General features: G+C 71.8%; 18 protein-coding genes. 11 read left to right on the forward strand and 7 right to left on the reverse strand.

Annotated elements, in window-relative coordinates; genetic code table 11:
• Positions 1–10 precede the first annotated feature (10 nt).
• Positions 11–760: a hypothetical protein gene (locus tag AC07FJ_RS11375; RefSeq protein ID WP_479047730.1), complete on the reverse strand. Its 750-nt coding sequence runs from the start codon at positions 758–760 to the stop codon at positions 11–13.
• Between the two features lie 172 nt (positions 761–932).
• On the opposite strand from AC07FJ_RS11375, the gene AC07FJ_RS11380 reads away from it, so the two are divergent.
• From AC07FJ_RS11380 to AC07FJ_RS11415, 8 genes are all read left to right on the forward strand, one after another.
• Positions 933–2,342, forward strand: coding sequence for a helix-turn-helix domain-containing protein (locus AC07FJ_RS11380; protein WP_479047732.1), 1,410 nt, complete (start codon positions 933–935; stop codon positions 2,340–2,342).
• A gap of 1 nt (position 2,343) precedes the next feature.
• Positions 2,344–2,874: an NUDIX domain-containing protein gene (locus AC07FJ_RS11385; protein WP_479047735.1), complete on the forward strand. Its 531-nt coding sequence runs from the start codon at positions 2,344–2,346 to the stop codon at positions 2,872–2,874.
• Between the two features lie 659 nt (positions 2,875–3,533).
• Positions 3,534–4,301 (forward strand): hypothetical protein, encoded by a 768-nt coding sequence (locus tag AC07FJ_RS11390; protein WP_479047737.1) that lies wholly within the window; start codon positions 3,534–3,536, stop codon positions 4,299–4,301.
• On the forward strand, positions 4,291–4,470 hold the full coding sequence (locus AC07FJ_RS11395) for a hypothetical protein (RefSeq protein WP_479047739.1): 180 nt from the start codon (positions 4,291–4,293) through the stop codon (positions 4,468–4,470). Before AC07FJ_RS11390 ends, AC07FJ_RS11395 begins: the two co-directional genes overlap by 11 nt.
• Before the next feature lie 29 nt (positions 4,471–4,499).
• A complete protein-coding gene (locus AC07FJ_RS11400; RefSeq protein WP_479047741.1) occupies positions 4,500–5,603 on the forward strand; it encodes a hypothetical protein in 1,104 nt (367 codons plus the stop codon).
• Between the two features lie 292 nt (positions 5,604–5,895).
• Positions 5,896–6,657 carry a B3/B4 domain-containing protein gene (locus AC07FJ_RS11405; protein ID WP_479047743.1) on the forward strand — a complete coding sequence of 254 codons (762 nt, stop codon included), beginning with the start codon at positions 5,896–5,898 and terminating at the stop codon, positions 6,655–6,657.
• 3 nt (positions 6,658–6,660) lie between these two features.
• Positions 6,661–7,086, forward strand: a complete 426-nt coding sequence (locus AC07FJ_RS11410; RefSeq protein ID WP_479047746.1) for a LysE/ArgO family amino acid transporter — start codon at positions 6,661–6,663, stop codon at positions 7,084–7,086.
• The gene (locus AC07FJ_RS11415) at positions 6,996–7,514 is read left to right on the forward strand and encodes a hypothetical protein (RefSeq protein ID WP_479047748.1); all 519 of its coding nucleotides are present in this window, start codon (positions 6,996–6,998) and stop codon (positions 7,512–7,514) included. Before AC07FJ_RS11410 ends, AC07FJ_RS11415 begins: the two co-directional genes overlap by 91 nt.
• Positions 7,515–7,528: 14 nt before the next feature.
• Here the strand turns inward: AC07FJ_RS11415 and AC07FJ_RS11420 are convergent, their stop codons facing one another.
• The gene (locus AC07FJ_RS11420; protein ID WP_479047750.1) at positions 7,529–8,482 is read right to left on the reverse strand and encodes a LysR family transcriptional regulator; all 954 of its coding nucleotides are present in this window, start codon (positions 8,480–8,482) and stop codon (positions 7,529–7,531) included.
• A gap of 219 nt (positions 8,483–8,701) precedes the next feature.
• Here AC07FJ_RS11420 and snpA point away from each other — a divergent pair, with 219 nt between their 5' ends.
• On the forward strand, positions 8,702–9,346 hold the full coding sequence (gene snpA / locus AC07FJ_RS11425; RefSeq protein WP_361419348.1) for a snapalysin: 645 nt from the start codon (positions 8,702–8,704) through the stop codon (positions 9,344–9,346).
• Positions 9,347–9,392: 46 nt separating this feature from the next.
• On the opposite strand, the gene AC07FJ_RS11430 is transcribed toward snpA, so the two are convergent.
• The 4 genes from AC07FJ_RS11430 to AC07FJ_RS11445 form a co-directional block, all read right to left on the reverse strand.
• Positions 9,393–9,839: a DUF6304 family protein gene (locus AC07FJ_RS11430; RefSeq protein WP_479047753.1), complete on the reverse strand. Its 447-nt coding sequence runs from the start codon at positions 9,837–9,839 to the stop codon at positions 9,393–9,395.
• Positions 9,840–9,901: 62 nt separating this feature from the next.
• The gene (locus AC07FJ_RS11435; RefSeq protein ID WP_479047755.1) at positions 9,902–10,135 is read right to left on the reverse strand and encodes a hypothetical protein; all 234 of its coding nucleotides are present in this window, start codon (positions 10,133–10,135) and stop codon (positions 9,902–9,904) included.
• Between the two features lie 131 nt (positions 10,136–10,266).
• Complete coding sequence (locus AC07FJ_RS11440) at positions 10,267–11,337, reverse strand: family 2 encapsulin nanocompartment cargo protein polyprenyl transferase (protein WP_479047758.1); 1,071 nt, start codon at positions 11,335–11,337, stop codon at positions 10,267–10,269.
• Positions 11,334–12,749, reverse strand: a complete 1,416-nt coding sequence (locus tag AC07FJ_RS11445; RefSeq protein WP_479047761.1) for a family 2B encapsulin nanocompartment shell protein — start codon at positions 12,747–12,749, stop codon at positions 11,334–11,336. The genes AC07FJ_RS11440 and AC07FJ_RS11445 overlap by 4 nt, the downstream gene beginning before the upstream one ends.
• A 229-nt stretch (positions 12,750–12,978) precedes the next feature.
• Here AC07FJ_RS11445 and AC07FJ_RS11450 point away from each other — a divergent pair, with 229 nt between their 5' ends.
• Both AC07FJ_RS11450 and AC07FJ_RS11455 read left to right on the forward strand, forming a co-directional pair.
• The gene (locus AC07FJ_RS11450; RefSeq protein WP_479047763.1) at positions 12,979–13,569 is read left to right on the forward strand and encodes an N-acetylmuramoyl-L-alanine amidase; all 591 of its coding nucleotides are present in this window, start codon (positions 12,979–12,981) and stop codon (positions 13,567–13,569) included.
• 77 nt (positions 13,570–13,646) lie between these two features.
• A complete protein-coding gene (locus AC07FJ_RS11455) occupies positions 13,647–14,591 on the forward strand; it encodes a 1-aminocyclopropane-1-carboxylate deaminase/D-cysteine desulfhydrase (RefSeq protein WP_479047765.1) in 945 nt (314 codons plus the stop codon).
• Here AC07FJ_RS11455 and AC07FJ_RS11460 read toward each other — a convergent pair.
• Positions 14,564–16,165 (reverse strand): Na+/H+ antiporter, encoded by a 1,602-nt coding sequence (locus AC07FJ_RS11460; RefSeq protein ID WP_479047767.1) that lies wholly within the window; start codon positions 16,163–16,165, stop codon positions 14,564–14,566. The two genes, AC07FJ_RS11455 and AC07FJ_RS11460, sit on opposite strands and share 28 nt — an antisense overlap.
• Between the last annotated feature and the right edge of the window lie 69 nt (positions 16,166–16,234).

Genomic DNA, 16,234 nt, shown 5'->3' on the forward strand with positions numbered 1-16,234 from the left:
ATCGGGTGGGTTACGCGGCGGGGTTCACGCGGTGGGCGTAGACCTGCTCGATCCAGCCCGCCTTGAACGCGGCGAGGTCGTCACGGAAGTTCGCCATCGAGGCACCGTAGGGCGCAACGACGCCGCCGGTCTGATCCGGAACGGACTGGCAGCCGTGCACGAGCCGGCCGCCGAGGGCGGCGTGGGCCTTGATGGACTCGATGCGGCGGTGCTCGTTGAACCAGCCGCCGTGGTAGACCTCGTCGAGCATCCCGCCCATGTCGTCGTTCAGGTCGAAGACGACGGAGGTGGCGGCGGGGAAGAACCAGCACGGGCCGACGTTGGAGATGTGCCCATCGAGCTCGACCTTGTTGAGCGCCATGAGCGTGGCGGCCTCGCGGAGCATCCGCAGGTGGTCGGCGGTGATCTGCGGCAGGCCGAGTCCGGCCAGGTGCTCGTCGCGGAAGAGGTACGCGTACACCTCGTACGCGGTGGCCACGACGCGGGCCGCGTCGGATGTGGACTCACCGTGGTGCTTGATGAAGTCGAGCGCGAGCTGCTCAACCGCGCTCTCGGTCGTCTCATCCACGTCCAGGAGCCGGGTCTTGACCAGCTCCCAGTCGGCGACGAGCCACGTGTTCGACTCGAAGCGGAAGAAGTACTCGGCCGGGTCGATGGTGATACGCCGGCCGTCGACCTGGATGCCGGGCAGGCGGCTCCAGCGCGGGTCGAACGCCTCGAGCAGCTCGACCGTGATGGCCGTGGTGTCGATGGTGGTCACCGTGTCTCCGTCTCTGATCGGCCGGACGCAGGCACAGAAATGCCCGAGCCCGGTGTGGGCGTACGGAACTTCGGGGTGCCGCCCGGACCAAGGGGGAGCCTGGATCACGGTCGCGGCGTTCCGGGCGGCTACTGATAAGTGAACCGGCGGTCACGCTCAGTGGGTACGCTGGATGGCAGTTGAAGCGGTATACGCGGTTTACATCTCCGGAACGGAGGCGATCGTGGCGGCGGCGCAGAGAGAACCCAATTCCCGTCTGCGCGACGTCATCGACGCGGCCGGCTGCACCTACGAGGCCCTCGCCAGGGACGTTCGGCGGGTTGCAGCCGAGAACGGCGAGATCCTCCAGACCAACAAGTCGGCCATCTCGCACTGGGTAAACGGCACCCGCACCCCTTCGGGCCGGGTAGGCCAGTACCTGGCTGAGGCGCTGTCCCGCCGAGCGGGGCGTACGGTCACCCAGACCGGGATCGGCCTCCGTTCCGCCGAGGCCGAACAGCAGGCGGAGTCAGACCCTGTCCTCGCCGTTACCGACCTTGGCCGGGCCGACGTCGAGCGCCGACGCTTCCTCGCCATCGCGGCCTTCACCACTGCCGGCGTCGCGATGCCGCTCGGATACGACCACGAGGCCACCGCCCGCATGCTCCGCGCCCGCACCGGCACGTCCGTGGTCGGCGCGGAGGAGGTGGACGTCGTACGGCAGATCACGGCTGCCTTCAGCGCGGCCGACGAGCGCCTCGGCGGCGGGCACGGCCTGACCACGGTCACCGCCTACCTCGCCGACACCGCCGCCCCGATGCTCCGCGGACGCTTCTCCAGCGAAGCGTTACACCGGGCCGCCTTCGGCGCCGTCGCCGAACTCGCCTACCTCGCGGGGTGGAAGCACCACGACCTTGGCCAGGAAGGCGCCGCCCAGCTCTACTACCAGGTCGGCTACCAGCTCGCCTGCGAAGCCGACCCCCATGGCCACGCCGCCTGGATGATGCGCGCCCTTGCCCACCAGGCCCTCAGCCTCAAGCAGCCCCACCACTGCGTCGACCTCGTCGAAGGCGCCCTCCGCACAGGCCTCGGCCACGTCGACGGCCAGACCGAGGCCCTCCTCCACATCACCCACGCCCGCGCCTACGCTGCGGTGGGCGCGAAGCCAGCAGCAGCCCGCGCCCTGCTCGCCGCCGAAGATGCCCTCCTGCGCGAGGACGGCCCTCAGCCCAGCTACTCCCGCGTCAGCGGCCCAGCCGCCGGCACCGTCGCCAGCCACACTGCCCGCACCTTGACCGACCTCGCCGACCACATCGGCACCGAGCAGCAGCACCGCGACGCCCTCACCCGCTGGGACCCGGAGAAGTACAAGCGCGTCCATGCCCTCACCCACGCCGACCTCGGTGACAGCCTCGCCGCCCAGGCCCGCGCCGACGAAGCCGTCGCCTCCTGGACCCAAGCCCTCGTCCTCATGGAGGGCATGACCTCCGACCGCACCCGCAAGGCGATCACCTCGATCCGCTCCACCCTCGCGGTCTACCAGCGCCGCCGCGTCCCCGGCGCCGCCGATCTCGCCCGCCGCGCTCGTGAGGCCCTCGCCTAACATGCCCAACAACCCGCCCGACGAAGGGAACACCGTGGCCCAACAGACCGACGACCAGCCGAAGGCGCTCAAGCCAGCCCTGGAATCCATGACCCTGCTGGTCGCCGCCGTCATCGTCCACGACAAGGCCACCAACCGCGTCGTCCTCCTCCAGCGCAGCGAGAACGCCAAGTTCGCTCAGGGCATGTGGGACCTCCCCGTCGGCAAGAGCGAACCGGGCGAGCCCATCACCGAAACCGCAGTCCGCGAGCTCTACGAGGAGACCGGCCTCACGGTGAAGCCCGAGTCCCTCAAGGTCGCCCACATCATCCACGGCGCCCGGGGCGTCGAAGCTCCCAACGGCTTCCTCACCGTCGTCTTCGCCACCCACGACTGGACCGGCGAACCCGAAAACCGCGAACCCCGCAAGCACTCCCAGGTGTGCTGGGTCGACGCCGACGCCATCCCCGACGCCTTCGTGGACACAACGGCCAGCGCCCTCCACAGCTATCTGACGGGCGGGCCCCACGTATCGCTGGACGGCTGGCAGTAGGCAAGCTAAACCTGTCGAGCATGGCATGGTAAGCCGAAGCCTCCCCGCCGAGAGCTTGGCCCGTCCCAGCGGAGACAGGCAGCCGCGGCAATTCACATGGAACACGACCCCACTGGCCCTGCACGCTCGGTACCGTCTGGAGTGTCCGTCACGACCCGAATCCAACATGGACGAAGGGGGGTTCAAGTCATGGCAGTGCCGACCAGTCGCCCATTGCGTGACCTCGGGGTCGTCAAAGGCACCGCCATCCTCGCCGGACAGTCCGCCTAATCGGCCTGCACCGAACGCGACGAGGCCGCGTCACGGGCGCGACTGGGCCGACCACCTACGACTGCGACATCGCCCGCCTCTTCCGCCACAAGATCGACTAACTCGACAGCCCGCTGTTCCCGGCTGACATGAGGCCCGCGTCGAGCCGATCCGTGTGGAGGAATGCCTGCCTACAGACCAACGGAGCCTGGGCCTAGAAGGGACACCCACCCGTGGAGCCTTCGGAATTGAAAAGCAACGCGCGGACCGCAGGACCGGTGTCGACCAACGTCACACGCGCAGCCATTGCCGTGTGCCGTGATGCATTGCATTGGCGTGACGATCTACGTGCCATCTTCTATACGGCGGGCGTCCCTCGGCAGCTATGCGACCGATACGATCAACCTGGCATGAGCAAGGCGAAGATCGCGCGGGCCATCTTTGACGAACTCCACGAGAAAGGTGCATCTGGATACACCATCCAACGCAAGATCATCGAAGAGCTTTGCCATATGCGGAAGCCGCATGCGGACGCACCTGACCAAAAAGCTGGCGCCGAGGCTCTCGCCGAGCTGAAGCAAGTAGCACAGGAACAAAAGGTCCTTATCGACCCGGAACGAGCAGCAGCTACTGCCCGCCGGGCCACTGAAAAGAGACGCCTCCAACTGCTCCAAGAACGCCAGGCCACGATCGGAGAGCTGCGTCTCGACTTCTTGAAGCTCCTTCAGCAAGGTGCAACCGAATCTGCGCAACGGCGTGGTTACGACTTGGAGAGGCTATTCGCACAGCTTTTCCGGGCCTACGACCTGGACTACCGCCCCTCCTACCGCATAGCCCATGAGCAAATCGACGGCTCTTTCCACTTCCGAGGGTTTACATATATCGTCGAAGCCCGATGGCGAACCGCGCAGCCAGACCTTGGGGACCTGCTCGATTTCAAGGGCAAGGTCGATGGAAAACTCGACAGCACGCGGGGTGCTTTCGTATCCATGGCTGGCTACGACCCCGGCGTCCTTGACCACTTCGTGCGCAACTCCCGAGGCAGTCGCAACAACGTCATCATGTTTACTGGGCAGGACGTATCCCAACTGTTCGAGGGCCGTATCGGCCTCATTGATGCACTGACCAAGAAAGTCGACGCAGCCGAGCAAGAAGGTCGAGCGCTGTGTGAACTCTGATCGGGACCCCTACGCCCTGGCGATCACCCTGTGCGGCGCCGCCCACCTCCAGGCCTACACCGAGCACCTCGCCGGCCCCGGGGCCCTCCGCGGCACCCGCGAGCACCGCGTCGCCGCGCTCGTCGACACCCTTCTGGCCGCCGCGGCACCGCCCGTCGCGCCAGCGTGACCATCACTGCCGACAGAAAGCCGCCGAAGATGACCGCCCAGCTGACCCTGGAAGCCGCCAGGACCCTCCACCGCATGCTCGGGGCCGACATCGCTCCCGGTCTCAGCGACGCGGAGCTCGACGCGGTCGAGGAGCGGTTCGGCTTCACCTTCGCCGCGGACCACCGGGTCTTCCTGGCGGCCGGTCTTCCGCGGGGATCGCGACACTGGCCCGACTGGCGCCACGGCGACCCCGAGGACCTGACCGAGCGGCTGGCCAGGCCGGTCGAGGGGGTGCTCTTCGACGTGGAGCACAACGGGTTCTGGCATCCCGCCTGGCCGTCGAGGCCGACGGAGACAGCCGAGGCACTGCGCGCCGCGAGGGCCGAGCTGGCGAGCGTGCCGCGGCTGGTCCCGGTCTACAGCCACCGCTACCTGCCCGGCACGGCGGGCGAGCACGGTCATCCCGTTCTGTCCGTCCACCAGACCGACATCATCCTGTACGGCAACGACCTCGCCGACTACATCCGCCACGAGTTCACCAGCCGCGCGGGCTCCTCCCTTTCCGCCCGCGCGACCGTCGACTTCTGGTCGTACTTCGTGGAGGGCGGCCCCGACTTCGACGCCACCGCGCCCACGCCGTACGCCCCGTACGCCGCGACCGCCCCGGAGGCCGTCGAGTGCCTCCGCATGCTGGCGCTGGAACGCCTGATCGGCCGCCGCCCCTCTCCGGAGCAGCTGATCGAAGCCGGCCTCACGGCCCTGGTCCTCGACGTCGAGGCCCCGTCCCTCCCCCTGCTCGCCGGCCTGTTGCGCGCCGAGCGCGACAAGGCGGACGCCCTCTTCGACGAGGTACTCGCCGAGCTGGACCTGGTGCAGGACCTCCCCGCCGAAGCGGCCCGCCGGCAACTGCTGCACTGGTGGCTCCGCCTCATCGTGTCCGGCAGCCTGGCCCCCGGCCCCGGGGGCGACCTGGTCAAGCACGAGGGCTGGGCCGCCCTGGGCCACCCCGAGGAGCTCAGGCCTCTGGTCGACGCGGTCGACGCGTACAACGCCTGGGCGGCGCAGCCGCCGAGCCGCCGCGAGCCCCTGGCGGAGGCGATCGTCACCGAGGCCGAGCGGCTGCTCTCGGGGGCTTGGCCCCCGGGGGCCTGACACCGCCGGGGCCTGACTCCGGCGTCGCCGTAGGAACCGCCGGAGCCGCAGCCGCCCGTCCCGCAGGACTTCGGCCACATCGCGGGACGGAACCCGCCATCCCCCCGGCGGCCGGTTGAAGGTGCGACGAGTCATCAACTGAACTGGGGCGCGGGCCCGCCGCCTTGCCGCGTCTCACGAGGACGCGCCCGTGCCGCTCCCACACATGTGTGTGGTGACATCGCCTCCTCCCACACGTTGGACAGTGCGCACGTACGCACCCCCAGTCCCACCGACGTCAGGAACCGCCCGCATGACGACCGACGCCGTCACCACCCAGCTCGCCGAACGCCGACTGACGCTCGGGATCGACCCGGAGATCGCCGACCGCTACCCCGACTGCCGGACCGCCGTCGTCCTGGCGCTGGGCGTGGACAACTCCCGTCCGTGGACGCGGACCGAGTCCGAGCTGGCCGCCCTCGAGACCGAGGTGGCCGACGGCCGGCGTGCCATGCCCGGCGAGGACCACCCGGCCATCGCCGCCTGGCACAGCCTGCTGCGCAGCTTCGGGACCAATCCGCGGCGGATGCGGCCGAGCGTCGACGCGCTGGGCCGGCGTCTCGCCAGGTCCGGGCGGCTGCCGCGGATCTCGCCGCTCGTCGACACCTGCAACCTCGTCTCCCTGCGGTACACCCTGCCCACCGGCGGCTACGACCTGGACCACATCCGCCACGGCTTCACGCTGCGCTACGCCCGCCCCGGCGACGTACACATCCCCCTGGGGCAGCCGGACGTGCGCGAGACCCCGCTGCCCGGGGAGATCGTGTACGCGGACGGCGGCCAGGTGCTCACGCGCCACTGGAACCACCGGGACGCCGACAACACCAAGGTCACGGAGGCCACCGTCGACGCCGTGCTGTTCCTGGAGGGCATCTCCCCCGCCATCGGGCCGGAGGTGCTGGAGCGGGCGCAGCGGGAGCTCGCCGACCGGGTCGCCCCGTACGCCGCGTCGGTCACCCTGCACGCCTTCGACCCGGCCCGGGAGACGACGGTCGCCTGGTCGCCCACACGCTGATCCGTGGAGACCTACTTCGCGGGGATGCTGCTCGGGCTGGCCATGATCACGCCGATCGGGCCGCAGAACATCTTCCTCATCAACCAGGGCTTCACCTTCGGCGTGCCGCGCGTCTTCGTCGCGGTCGTGGCCGCCGGGGTCTGCGACACCGTGCTGATATCCCTCGGCGGTGCCGGGACCTCGGCGGTCCTGACCCGCATACCGGGCCTCAAGACGTTCCTCCTGGCCGCCGGGGTGGTCTTCCTGACCTACCTGGCGGTCAAGTCGTTCCGGGTCCGGCCCGAGGACTTCGACCAGTCCGCCGCCCCCGAGATGCGCTGGCGGCGGGTGGTCGCCCAGTGCGGTCGCAGGTCGTCCACTCGCTGCTGGAGTGGATCGACGCCTCCGACCACCCCTCCGTCACCGCCTTCCGCGACGGCTTCCCGGTGATCGCCGAGTCGCCGGCCGTCGCGGCCGGACACCGCATGCTCTACGGCGACCCGCTGCTGGACCGCGAGATCGAACGGTGGTGGACGGAGACGGTCGTGGAGCGCTTCCCGGCGGAGTGGGCGGACGCGGGCCGGTACATGTACGCCTTCGAGCGCTGGAGCCGTCCCGTCTACCAGCCGCCGGGGGCCGCGCTGCCGACGGGATGGCGCGAGGCCGGGGACGGTACGTACGAGAGCGAGGAGGTCGCCTTCCCGTACCCCATGGCGGAACTCCTCGACGCCGTCGCCGCCGGGGACCTCACGCCGCCGCGCGCGGCGGAGACCCGCTATGTGTTCCGGGGCCTGCGCGGCTTCTACCAGCACCTCGACAACCACGAGACCGGCGCCCACTACTTCACCCGTGCCGCCCGCGTGCCCGTGCCGGCCTGAGCCGAGCCGCGCTCTCAGGCCGCGTGCGGGAGCGGGTTCCCGTGGCGCAGCAGCCACTGCCGGTACGGGGCCGCGCGCAGGGCCGCCTCGCGGTAGGCGGCCGCGAGCTCCGCGTACGCCGCCTCGGCGGCCTCGGCGCCCGGCCGGTGGTACAGCAGCAGGCGTACGGCGAGGGGGTCGTCGCGTAACGGGCGGATCGCCATGTCGTCGCGCGGCCCCGAGGTCGGCTGGCACGGGGCCACGACCTCACCGGCCACGATGAGCGACGCGGCCGTGTGGTAGTCGCCGTGCAGCACGGGCGGGTCGATCCCGGCCGCCCACAGCACCCGCCGCAGCCCGTCCCACTCGCCGTCCACGGTCGGGTCGACCATCCACCGGTCGCCCGCCAGGTCGGCGAGGTCCACGACGGGCGCGGCGGCCGCCGGGTGGTCCCGGGCCAGGGAGACGAACTGCGGCTCCCGCTCGACCAGCAGGCGCCGCTCCAGCCCCTCCGGCACGCGCAGCGGACAGCCCTCCACCTCGTGGACGAAGGCCACGTCGAGCCGCCCGGCCGCGAGGCCGCGCAGCAGGGCGCCCGCCGAGACGTCCATGTGCAGCGAGATGTCCGTGCCCGGCAGCCGTCCGCGCAGCCGCCGCAGCCAGCCCGCGAGCGCCCGGCTGGCGGTGGAGCCGATACGGAGCCGGGTCGTGCCGTCGGCACGCGCGGCGGCGGCACGGGTCTCGCTGACGAGCCGGTCCAGCTGTGCCACCAGGGGGCGGGCGCGGCTCAGTACGGCGAGGCCGATCGGGGTCGGCCGGCAGCCGGTCCGCTCGCGGGCGAAGAGCTCGGCGCCCAGGGCGTGTTCGATGCGGCGCAGCTGGGTCGTCAGCGACGGCTGGCTGATGCCCAGGTGCCGGGCGGCCTTGTGCAGGCTGCCCGTGTCGGCGATGGCGCACAGCGCCCGCAGATGCCTCACCTCCAGCTCCATGCCCCGAGGGTAGGGCGGGCCCCTGGCGTCACACCAGACTCAAGGACCGGGCGGGAACAGCCTGTTGAGGGGTGATGCGCTCGTCCTATCGCCCGTTGACATCATCCGTACGCGCGGTGGGCTCCTCGACACTCTGTCCCACCGACGTCCCGCCGGCGTCGGTCCGACATCCGACCGAACGCGTCCACCCAACCGTTCGGGAGCGAGTAGGAGCCCCCCATGAGACACCGCAAGGCCGTACTGGCCGCCGCCCTGAGCCTGACCGCGGCTCTGGCGGCCGTACCCGCCACGACCGCCACCGCCGCGCCCTCCCCGGCCCCCGGCTACGCGGCGTACGCCGGGTCGGCCGAGAACGCCAAGGCCAACAAGGCGTTCTACGAGGCCGTGATGCGCTCGGTCGCCGAGAAGCGCGCCGCCGACCCCGGCGCGCTCGCCGTCACCGTCGTCTACTCGGCGGCCAACGCGCCGAGCTTCCGCACCCAGATAGCCCGCTCCACGCAGATCTGGAACAGCTCCGTCAGCAACGTGAAGCTGCAGGAGGGCAGCAACCCGGACTTCCGGTACTACGAGGGCAACGACTCGCGCGGCTCGTACGCGTCGACCGACGGGCACGGCAACGGCTACATCTTCCTCGACTACCGGCAGAACCAGATCTACAACTCCACCCGGGTCACCGCCCACGAGACCGGCCACGTCCTCGGCCTGCCGGACCACTACTCGGGTCCGTGCAGCGAGCTGATGTCGGGCGGCGGCCCCGGCCCGTCCTGCCAGAACGCGCAGCCGAACGCGCAGGAGCGCAGCCGCGTGGACTACCTGTGGCGCAACGGCCTCGCGGCGGCGGTCGCGGCGGCGAAGGCCTCCTGACCCCCTGGTGGGCGCCCCGCGGCCTCGCGGGGCGCCCCGTCCGCCGTCAGGCGGCTTCCAGGAGCCTCCGGTCGAACCGCGCCCCGGGCGGCAGCTGACGCAGGATGCGGTCCAGCGCCAGGTCGAAGTCGCCGCCGGCCAGGCCGGACTCGTACGCCGCGCCGCCGAAGTGCAGGGTCAGCTGAAGATCCACCCGCTCGGGTGAGCCGTCGGACAGGGCTTCACCGAGCGCCAACAGGCAGCTGAGCGTGGACCGTTGGGGCGTGCCGTCGATGACGACGGGCAGTGGCAGGTCCCACTCCAGCACGCAACCCGCCAACGGCAGGCCGCCGTTCTCCTCCGCTGCCCGCAGCGCGGCGCAGCTCGCGCCCGCGTATTCCACGCCCCTGATACGGGTGGCGATGCGCTTCCCGTCGGACGTGATGGTGATGGCTTCCGCACCCCGGCGGTCCCGGTACCAGCCGGTCCAGACTTCCGTCGACTCCGATGACATGGCGCGGACTGTAGCGGTATGACTGCCTCCGACGTGCGGCCGGACACCCCCTCAGCCGGACTTCAGCCGGTCTTCGCCGTCTTGCCCGACTCGTCCGCGGAACCCTCCTCGTGGGGCTCGTGGGAGAGGTCGCAGCCGGGGTTCCGGCATGGCTGGGGCTCCCACACGGGTGCCCAGACACCGAGGATCTTGCGTCGTTTGAGCGCCGTACCGACAGGCTGTCCACAGGAGGGGCACACGTGCTCGGGCCCTTCCCGGGGGCGGCGGACGGTAGGGCGTCCTTCGCTGCTGCCCATGGACTCAGGATAGGGCGGTTTCCGCCGGCCGCACAGGCCGGTACGGCCGGCCGGGCGAGATCCGCGCGGAAGGGGCGGGAGCGTGCCCGTCCGGTGGGCCCGAAGGCTCCGGACGGGCACGCCGGGGCGCCTCAGCGCGTACGGCGGGTGACGAACTCCGCCAGGGCCAGCAGGTCCCCGGCCGCCGCCAGGTCCGGCACGGCCCGCGACAGCTGGTGCACCGCCCGGGCCATCCGGTCGGCGGCCTGCGCCTGGGCCCAGTCACGGCCGCCCGCCCGTTCCACGGCGTCGGCGGCGCGCCGTACGCCGTCCTCGTCCAGGGCGGGCCGCCCGTAGAGCTCGGCCAGCTCGGCCCCGGCCGCCGTCCCGGAGCCGAGCGCGGCGACCACCGGCAGCGACTTCTTGTGCGCGGCGAGGTCGGCCCCGGCGGGCTTCCCCGTCCGCTCCGGGTCGCCCCAGATGCCGATGAGGTCGTCGATCAGCTGGAACGCCAGGCCGGCCTCCCGCCCGAACGCGTCCAGCGCCACCACCTCCTCCTCCGCCGCGCCCGCGTACAGCGCGCCCAGGGCGCAGGCGCAGCCGAGCAGCGCACCCGTCTTGGCGGTCGCCATGGCGAGGCACTCCTCCAGCGACACCTCGTCGGGCCCACGCCCCTCGAAGGCGCAGTCCGCCTGCTGGCCCGCGCACAGCTCGATCACGCAGGCGGCGAGCCGGGCCGAGGCCCGCGCGGCCGCCGGGTGGCCGTCCTCGGCGAGCAGCCGCAGCGCCAGGGCGAGCATGGCGTCCCCGGCGACCAGCGCGTCCGGCATGCCGAAGACGGTCCACGCGGTCGGCCGGGAGCGGCGGGTGGAGTCCGCGTCGACGATGTCGTCGTGGAGCAGCGTGAAGTTGTGCGCGAGCTCCACGGCGGCGGCCGCCCGGACGGCGGCGTACGGGTCGCCGCCCAGGGCCCGCGCGGCCGCGAGCACCAGCGCGGGCCGGATCGCCTTGCCGCCCTGCTGCCCGGCGGCCGGGCTGCCGTCGGCGTGCTCCCAGCCGAAGTGGTACATCGCCACCCGCCGTATGGGGCCGGGCAGCGACTCCACGGTCGCGCGCAGCTGGGGCTGGACGACGGTACGGGTGCGGTCGAGGAGCGACGCCGCGGCCTCCGCGGCCTCTGCGGCCTCCGCGGTGGCGCCCCTGTCCGTGCTCGTCATGGTCATCGCCAGCGGCTGACTTCGACGTTCTCCAGCACGCCGAGGGCGTCCGGAACCAGGATCGCCGCCGAGTAGTAGGCGGTCACCAGGTACGAGATGATCGCCTGCTCGTCGATGCCCATGAACCGCACCGAGAGGCTCGGCTCGATCTCGTCCGGGATGCCGGTCTGGTGCAGGCCGATGACGCCCTGGTCGGCCTCGCCCGTACGCATGCAGAGGATCGAGGTGGTGCGGGCCTCGGAGATCGGGATCTTGTTGCAGGGGAAGATCGGCACGCCGCGCCAGGCCGGGATCTGGTGGCCCGCCACGTCGACGGTGTCGGGGACGAGCCCGCGCCTGTTGCACTCGCGCCCGAAGGCGGCGATGGCGCGCGGGTGGGCGAGGAAGAGCTTGTTGCCCCGGCGGCGGGAGAGCAGCTCGTCCATGTCGTCGGGGCTGGGTACGCCGTCGTGCGGCTGGAGCCGCTGCCCGTAGTCGCAGTTGGCGAGCAGGCCGAACTCGCGGTTGTTGACGAGCTCGTACTCCTGGCGCTCGCGCAGCGCCTCGACGGTGAGCCGCAACTGCTGCTCGGTCTGGTTCATGGGCTGGTTGTAGAGGTCGGCGACGCGGCTGTGGACCTTCAGCACGGTCTGGGCGACGCTCAGTTCGTACTCGCGCGGCGAGGCCTCGTAGTCGACGTACGTGTGCGGGACGACGGCCTCGCCGACGTGGCCGGCGGAGAGGTCGATGGCCTTCTCGCCGTACTTGTTGGTCCGCTGCCGCGGCAGGGCCGCCAGGCCGGCGAGGTGTCCGGCCAGGGACTCGGCCCGTTCGGCGAGGTTGGTGACGTCCGCGCGGCTGAGTTCCAGGACGGTGCAGGCGGTCGCCGCGCGAACCGTCCACTCCCAGGTGGCGTCCCGGTCGGTGAGGGAGTCGTCGCCGATGTACGCCCCGTCGGCGAGGACGCCGAGGATCGCCTCGTCGCCGTACGGACCGGTGCCGATCTGCTCGATCCTGCCGTGCGCCAGCAGGAACACCCGGTCCGTCGGCGCGCCCGCCTCGGCGATGACGTCACCGGGCCCGAACTCCCGCTGGACGCACCGCTGCGCCAGCTCGGCGAGTGCCGCGTCGTCCTCGTACCCGCGCAGGGCGGGCAGCTCCCGCAGCTCGTTCGGGATCACGGCGACGCGCTCGCCGGTCTGCACGAAGGTGACCCGTCCGTCGCCGACCGCGTAACTGAGGCGCCGGTTCACCCGGTACGTACCGCCCTGCACCTGCACCCACGGCAGCATGCGCAGCAGCCACCGGGAGGTGATCTCCTGCATCTGCGGGACCGACTTGGTGGTGGTCGCCAGGTTCCGCGCGGCGGCGGTGCCGAGACTCTGCTGCGGCGCCTGCTGCTCGGTGCGGACGTCCTCGCCAACCGAACCAACCGACATGTACTTCCCTCTCGATCATTGTCCGACCTTCCGAGGAAAAGCCTTTCAGCACGTGGCGTAGTCACGCCATTACACAAATGAGCGAGACTGAATCACCCGTCACGGGGCATGACACACGTTTCATGTCCGGATCGGTTCGTACGCCGCCCGAACGCCGTCGCGGTGCGGGGCCGGCTGGGGATGGCTCCGACAGGAGCCCCGGTACGGCTCGCTCACGTAAGGAGGCGGAGTGGCCACACCCCTGTCCGCGAACACTTTTCTCGACGCGCTGCGCGACGAAGGCCTCACGGTCGTGGAGGTCGGCGGATGGCGCACCCACAACCGCAACCACAAGGGGCCGTGGGGGCCGGTGCACGGCGTGATGCTGCACCACACCGCCTCGAAGGGCGGCGAACAGACCGTCCGCGTCTGCCGGGAGGGCCGCCCGGGGCTCCCCGGGCCGCTGTGCCACGGTGTGATCACCAAGGACGGCCGCGTCCATCTCGTCGGCTACGGCCGCGCCAACCACGCCGGCAAGGGCGACGACGACGTCCTGCGCGCCGTGATCGCGGAGAGGCCGCTGCCCCGGGACAACGAGGGGAACCGGGACGGCAACCGGTACTTCTACGGCTTCGAGTGCGAGAACCTCGGCGACGGCGAGGACCCGTGGCCCGCCGTCCAGCTGGAGGCGATCGAGAAGGCCGCGGCCGCGATCTGCCGCCGCCACGGCTGGTCGGCCCGCTCGGTCATCGGGCACAAGGAGTGGCAGCCGGGCAAGATCGATCCGCGCGGCTTCTCGATGAACACCATGCGGACGCGCATCCAGGAGCGGCTGAACTGAGCGCACGGGCCGGTGGCCGGGGCTGGTGGACCGGGCCGGGCCGGGTGCAGGGCCGGTGGCTGCGTGACAATGGCCGGGTGACCGCGCTCGACCTGCCCTCCCTCGGCCCGCTGCTCCCCTCCCCCCTGCGGGCCGTCGAGGACGAGCGCCTCGCCCGGCACGGCGTACGGCTGCTGCTCAAGCGGGACGACCTGATCCACCCGGACCTCGTCGGCAACAAGTGGCGCAAGCTCGCCCCGAACCTGGACGCCGCGGCCGGCCGCCCGGTGCTCACCTTCGGCGGCGCCTACTCCAACCACCTGCGGGCCACGGCCGCCGCCGGCCGCCTGCTGGGTTTCCCCACCGTCGGGGTGGTACGGGGCGAGGAGCTCGCCGACCGCCCGCTGAACCCGTCCCTCGCGCGGTGCGCGGCGGACGGGATGCGGCTGCTGTTCGTGGACCGGGCGACGTACCGCGCCAAGGACGACCCGGAGGTGCGCGCGCGACTGCTGGAGCGGGCGCCCGAGGGCTGCTTCGTCGTACCGGAGGGCGGCAGCAACGCGCTGGCGGTACGGGGCTGCGTGGAGCTCGGGCGCGAACTGCGCGACGCACCGGCCGGGGCGGACGGGCACGTGGACGTGGTGGCGGTGGCCTGCGGCACGGGCGGCACGCTGGCCGGCCTGGCCGCCGGCCTGGGCCCCGGACAGCGCGCGCTCGGCATACCGGTGCTCAAGGGCGGGTTCCTCGGCACGGAGATACGGGCCCTCCAGGAGCGGGCGTTCGGCGGCCCCGCGGGCGACTGGAGCCTCGACGAGCGGTTCCACTGCGGTGGTTACGCCCGCGGAACGCCCGACCTGGACGACTTCGCCGACGACTTCGCCCAGCGGCATGGACTCGCCATCGAGCGTATATATGTCGCCAAAATGCTGTACGGACTCTTCACCTTGGCCGCGGAGGGCTCCTTCCCGCGCGGCACCACGCTCGCCGCCGTGATCACCGGCCGCCCCGAGCCCTCTCAATCCGACGAGGTCCCCTCCCGGTAGGCCGCCGCCTCCTCCAGGTCGAGCCGGCGCAGCAGCGTGCGCATCATCTCGTCGTCGATGCGCCGCGCGTCGCGCAGCCGTACGAAGACCTCACGCTCGGCGTCGATCACCTCCCGCGCGAGACGCCGGTACGTGTCGTCCGCCGACTCCCCGGTGAGCGCGTTGACCGCGCCCAGCCGCTCCCAGACGGCGTTGCGCCGCCGCTCCAGGACCGTGCGGAGCCGGTCGGCCAGGGGCTGCGGCAGCGCGTTGCGCTCGTCGGCGAGGAGCTCCTCCAGCCGCCGTTCGGCGGCCCGGGACGCCTCGCTCTGGGCCTGCGCCTCGGCGAGGGTCTCGGCGGTGGCGTCCCGCCCGGGCAGCTTCAGGGCGCGGATCAGCGGCGGCAGGGTGAGGCCCTGCACCACCAGGGTTCCGATCACGGTCGTGAAGGTGAGGAACAGGACCAGGTCGCGCGCCGGGAACGGCTCGCCGTCCATGGCCACCGGGATGGAGAACGCGATGGCCAGCGAGACCACCCCGCGCATCCCCGCCCAGCCGACGATCACCGGCGAGGTCCAGGTGACCCCCGGCTCCCGCTCGCGCACGCGCCGCGACAGCCACCGCGGCAGGTAGGTGGCCGGGAACACCCACACGAACCGCACGACGACGACCGCGGCGAAGACCCCCAGCGCGTACCAGACGGCCTCCCCGGCGCCGTACGGATCGAGCCCCCGCACCACGTGCGGCAGCTGGAGTCCGATCAGCGCGAAGACGGACGACTCCAGCAGGAAGGCGACCACCTTCCACACCGCCTCCTCCTGGAGGCGGGTGGCGAAGTCGACCTGCCAGGAGCGGTGCCCCAGGTACAGGGCCACCACGACGACCGCGAGGACCCCGGAGGCGTGGACGCGCTCGGCCGCCGCGTACGCCACGAACGGGATCAGCAGGGAGAGGGTGTTCTGGAGGAGGGGTGCGCGCAGGCACCGGCGCAGCCAGTGGATCGGCACCATGAGGACCAGCCCGGCCGCGATGCCGCCGATGGCGGCGAGGGCGAACTCGGCGAGGGAGCCCGCCCAGCCGATGGACGCGCCGAGCGCCGCCGCGAGCGCGACCTTGTAGGCGGTGATGGCGGTGGCGTCGTTCACCAGGGACTCGCCCTGGAGGATGGTGGTGATCCGGCCCGGCAGCCCGAGGCGCCGGGCGACGGCGGTGGCGGCCACCGCGTCCGGCGGCGCGATCACCGCCCCGAGCACGAGCGCGGCGGTCAGCGGCAGGTCCGGCACCATCAGGTGCGCGAGGTAGCCCACGGCCAGCGTCGCGAAGAGCACGTAGCCGACCGACAGCAGCGCGACGGGCCGCACGTTGGCGCGCAGGTCGAGGTACGAGGAGTCGAGCGCCGCCGTGTGCAGCAGGGGCGGCAGCACCAGCGGCAGCACGATGTGCGGGTCCAGCGTGTAGTCCGGCACCCCCGGTACGTACGCGGCGGCCAGCCCGGCCGCCACCAGCAGCAGCGGCGCCGGGACCGGTGTCCTGCGCGCCGCCCCGGCGATCGCGGCGCTCGCCGCGACCAGCCCCACCAGGGGCAGCACGTCCATCGCCCCACCGCTCATCGTCTCCCCGCTCTCGCTCGTGCCGACTCGTCCGTCACCCGGGGCTCGTCCGTG

It is taken from the genome of Streptomyces sp. NPDC045998 (genome assembly GCF_056430285.1).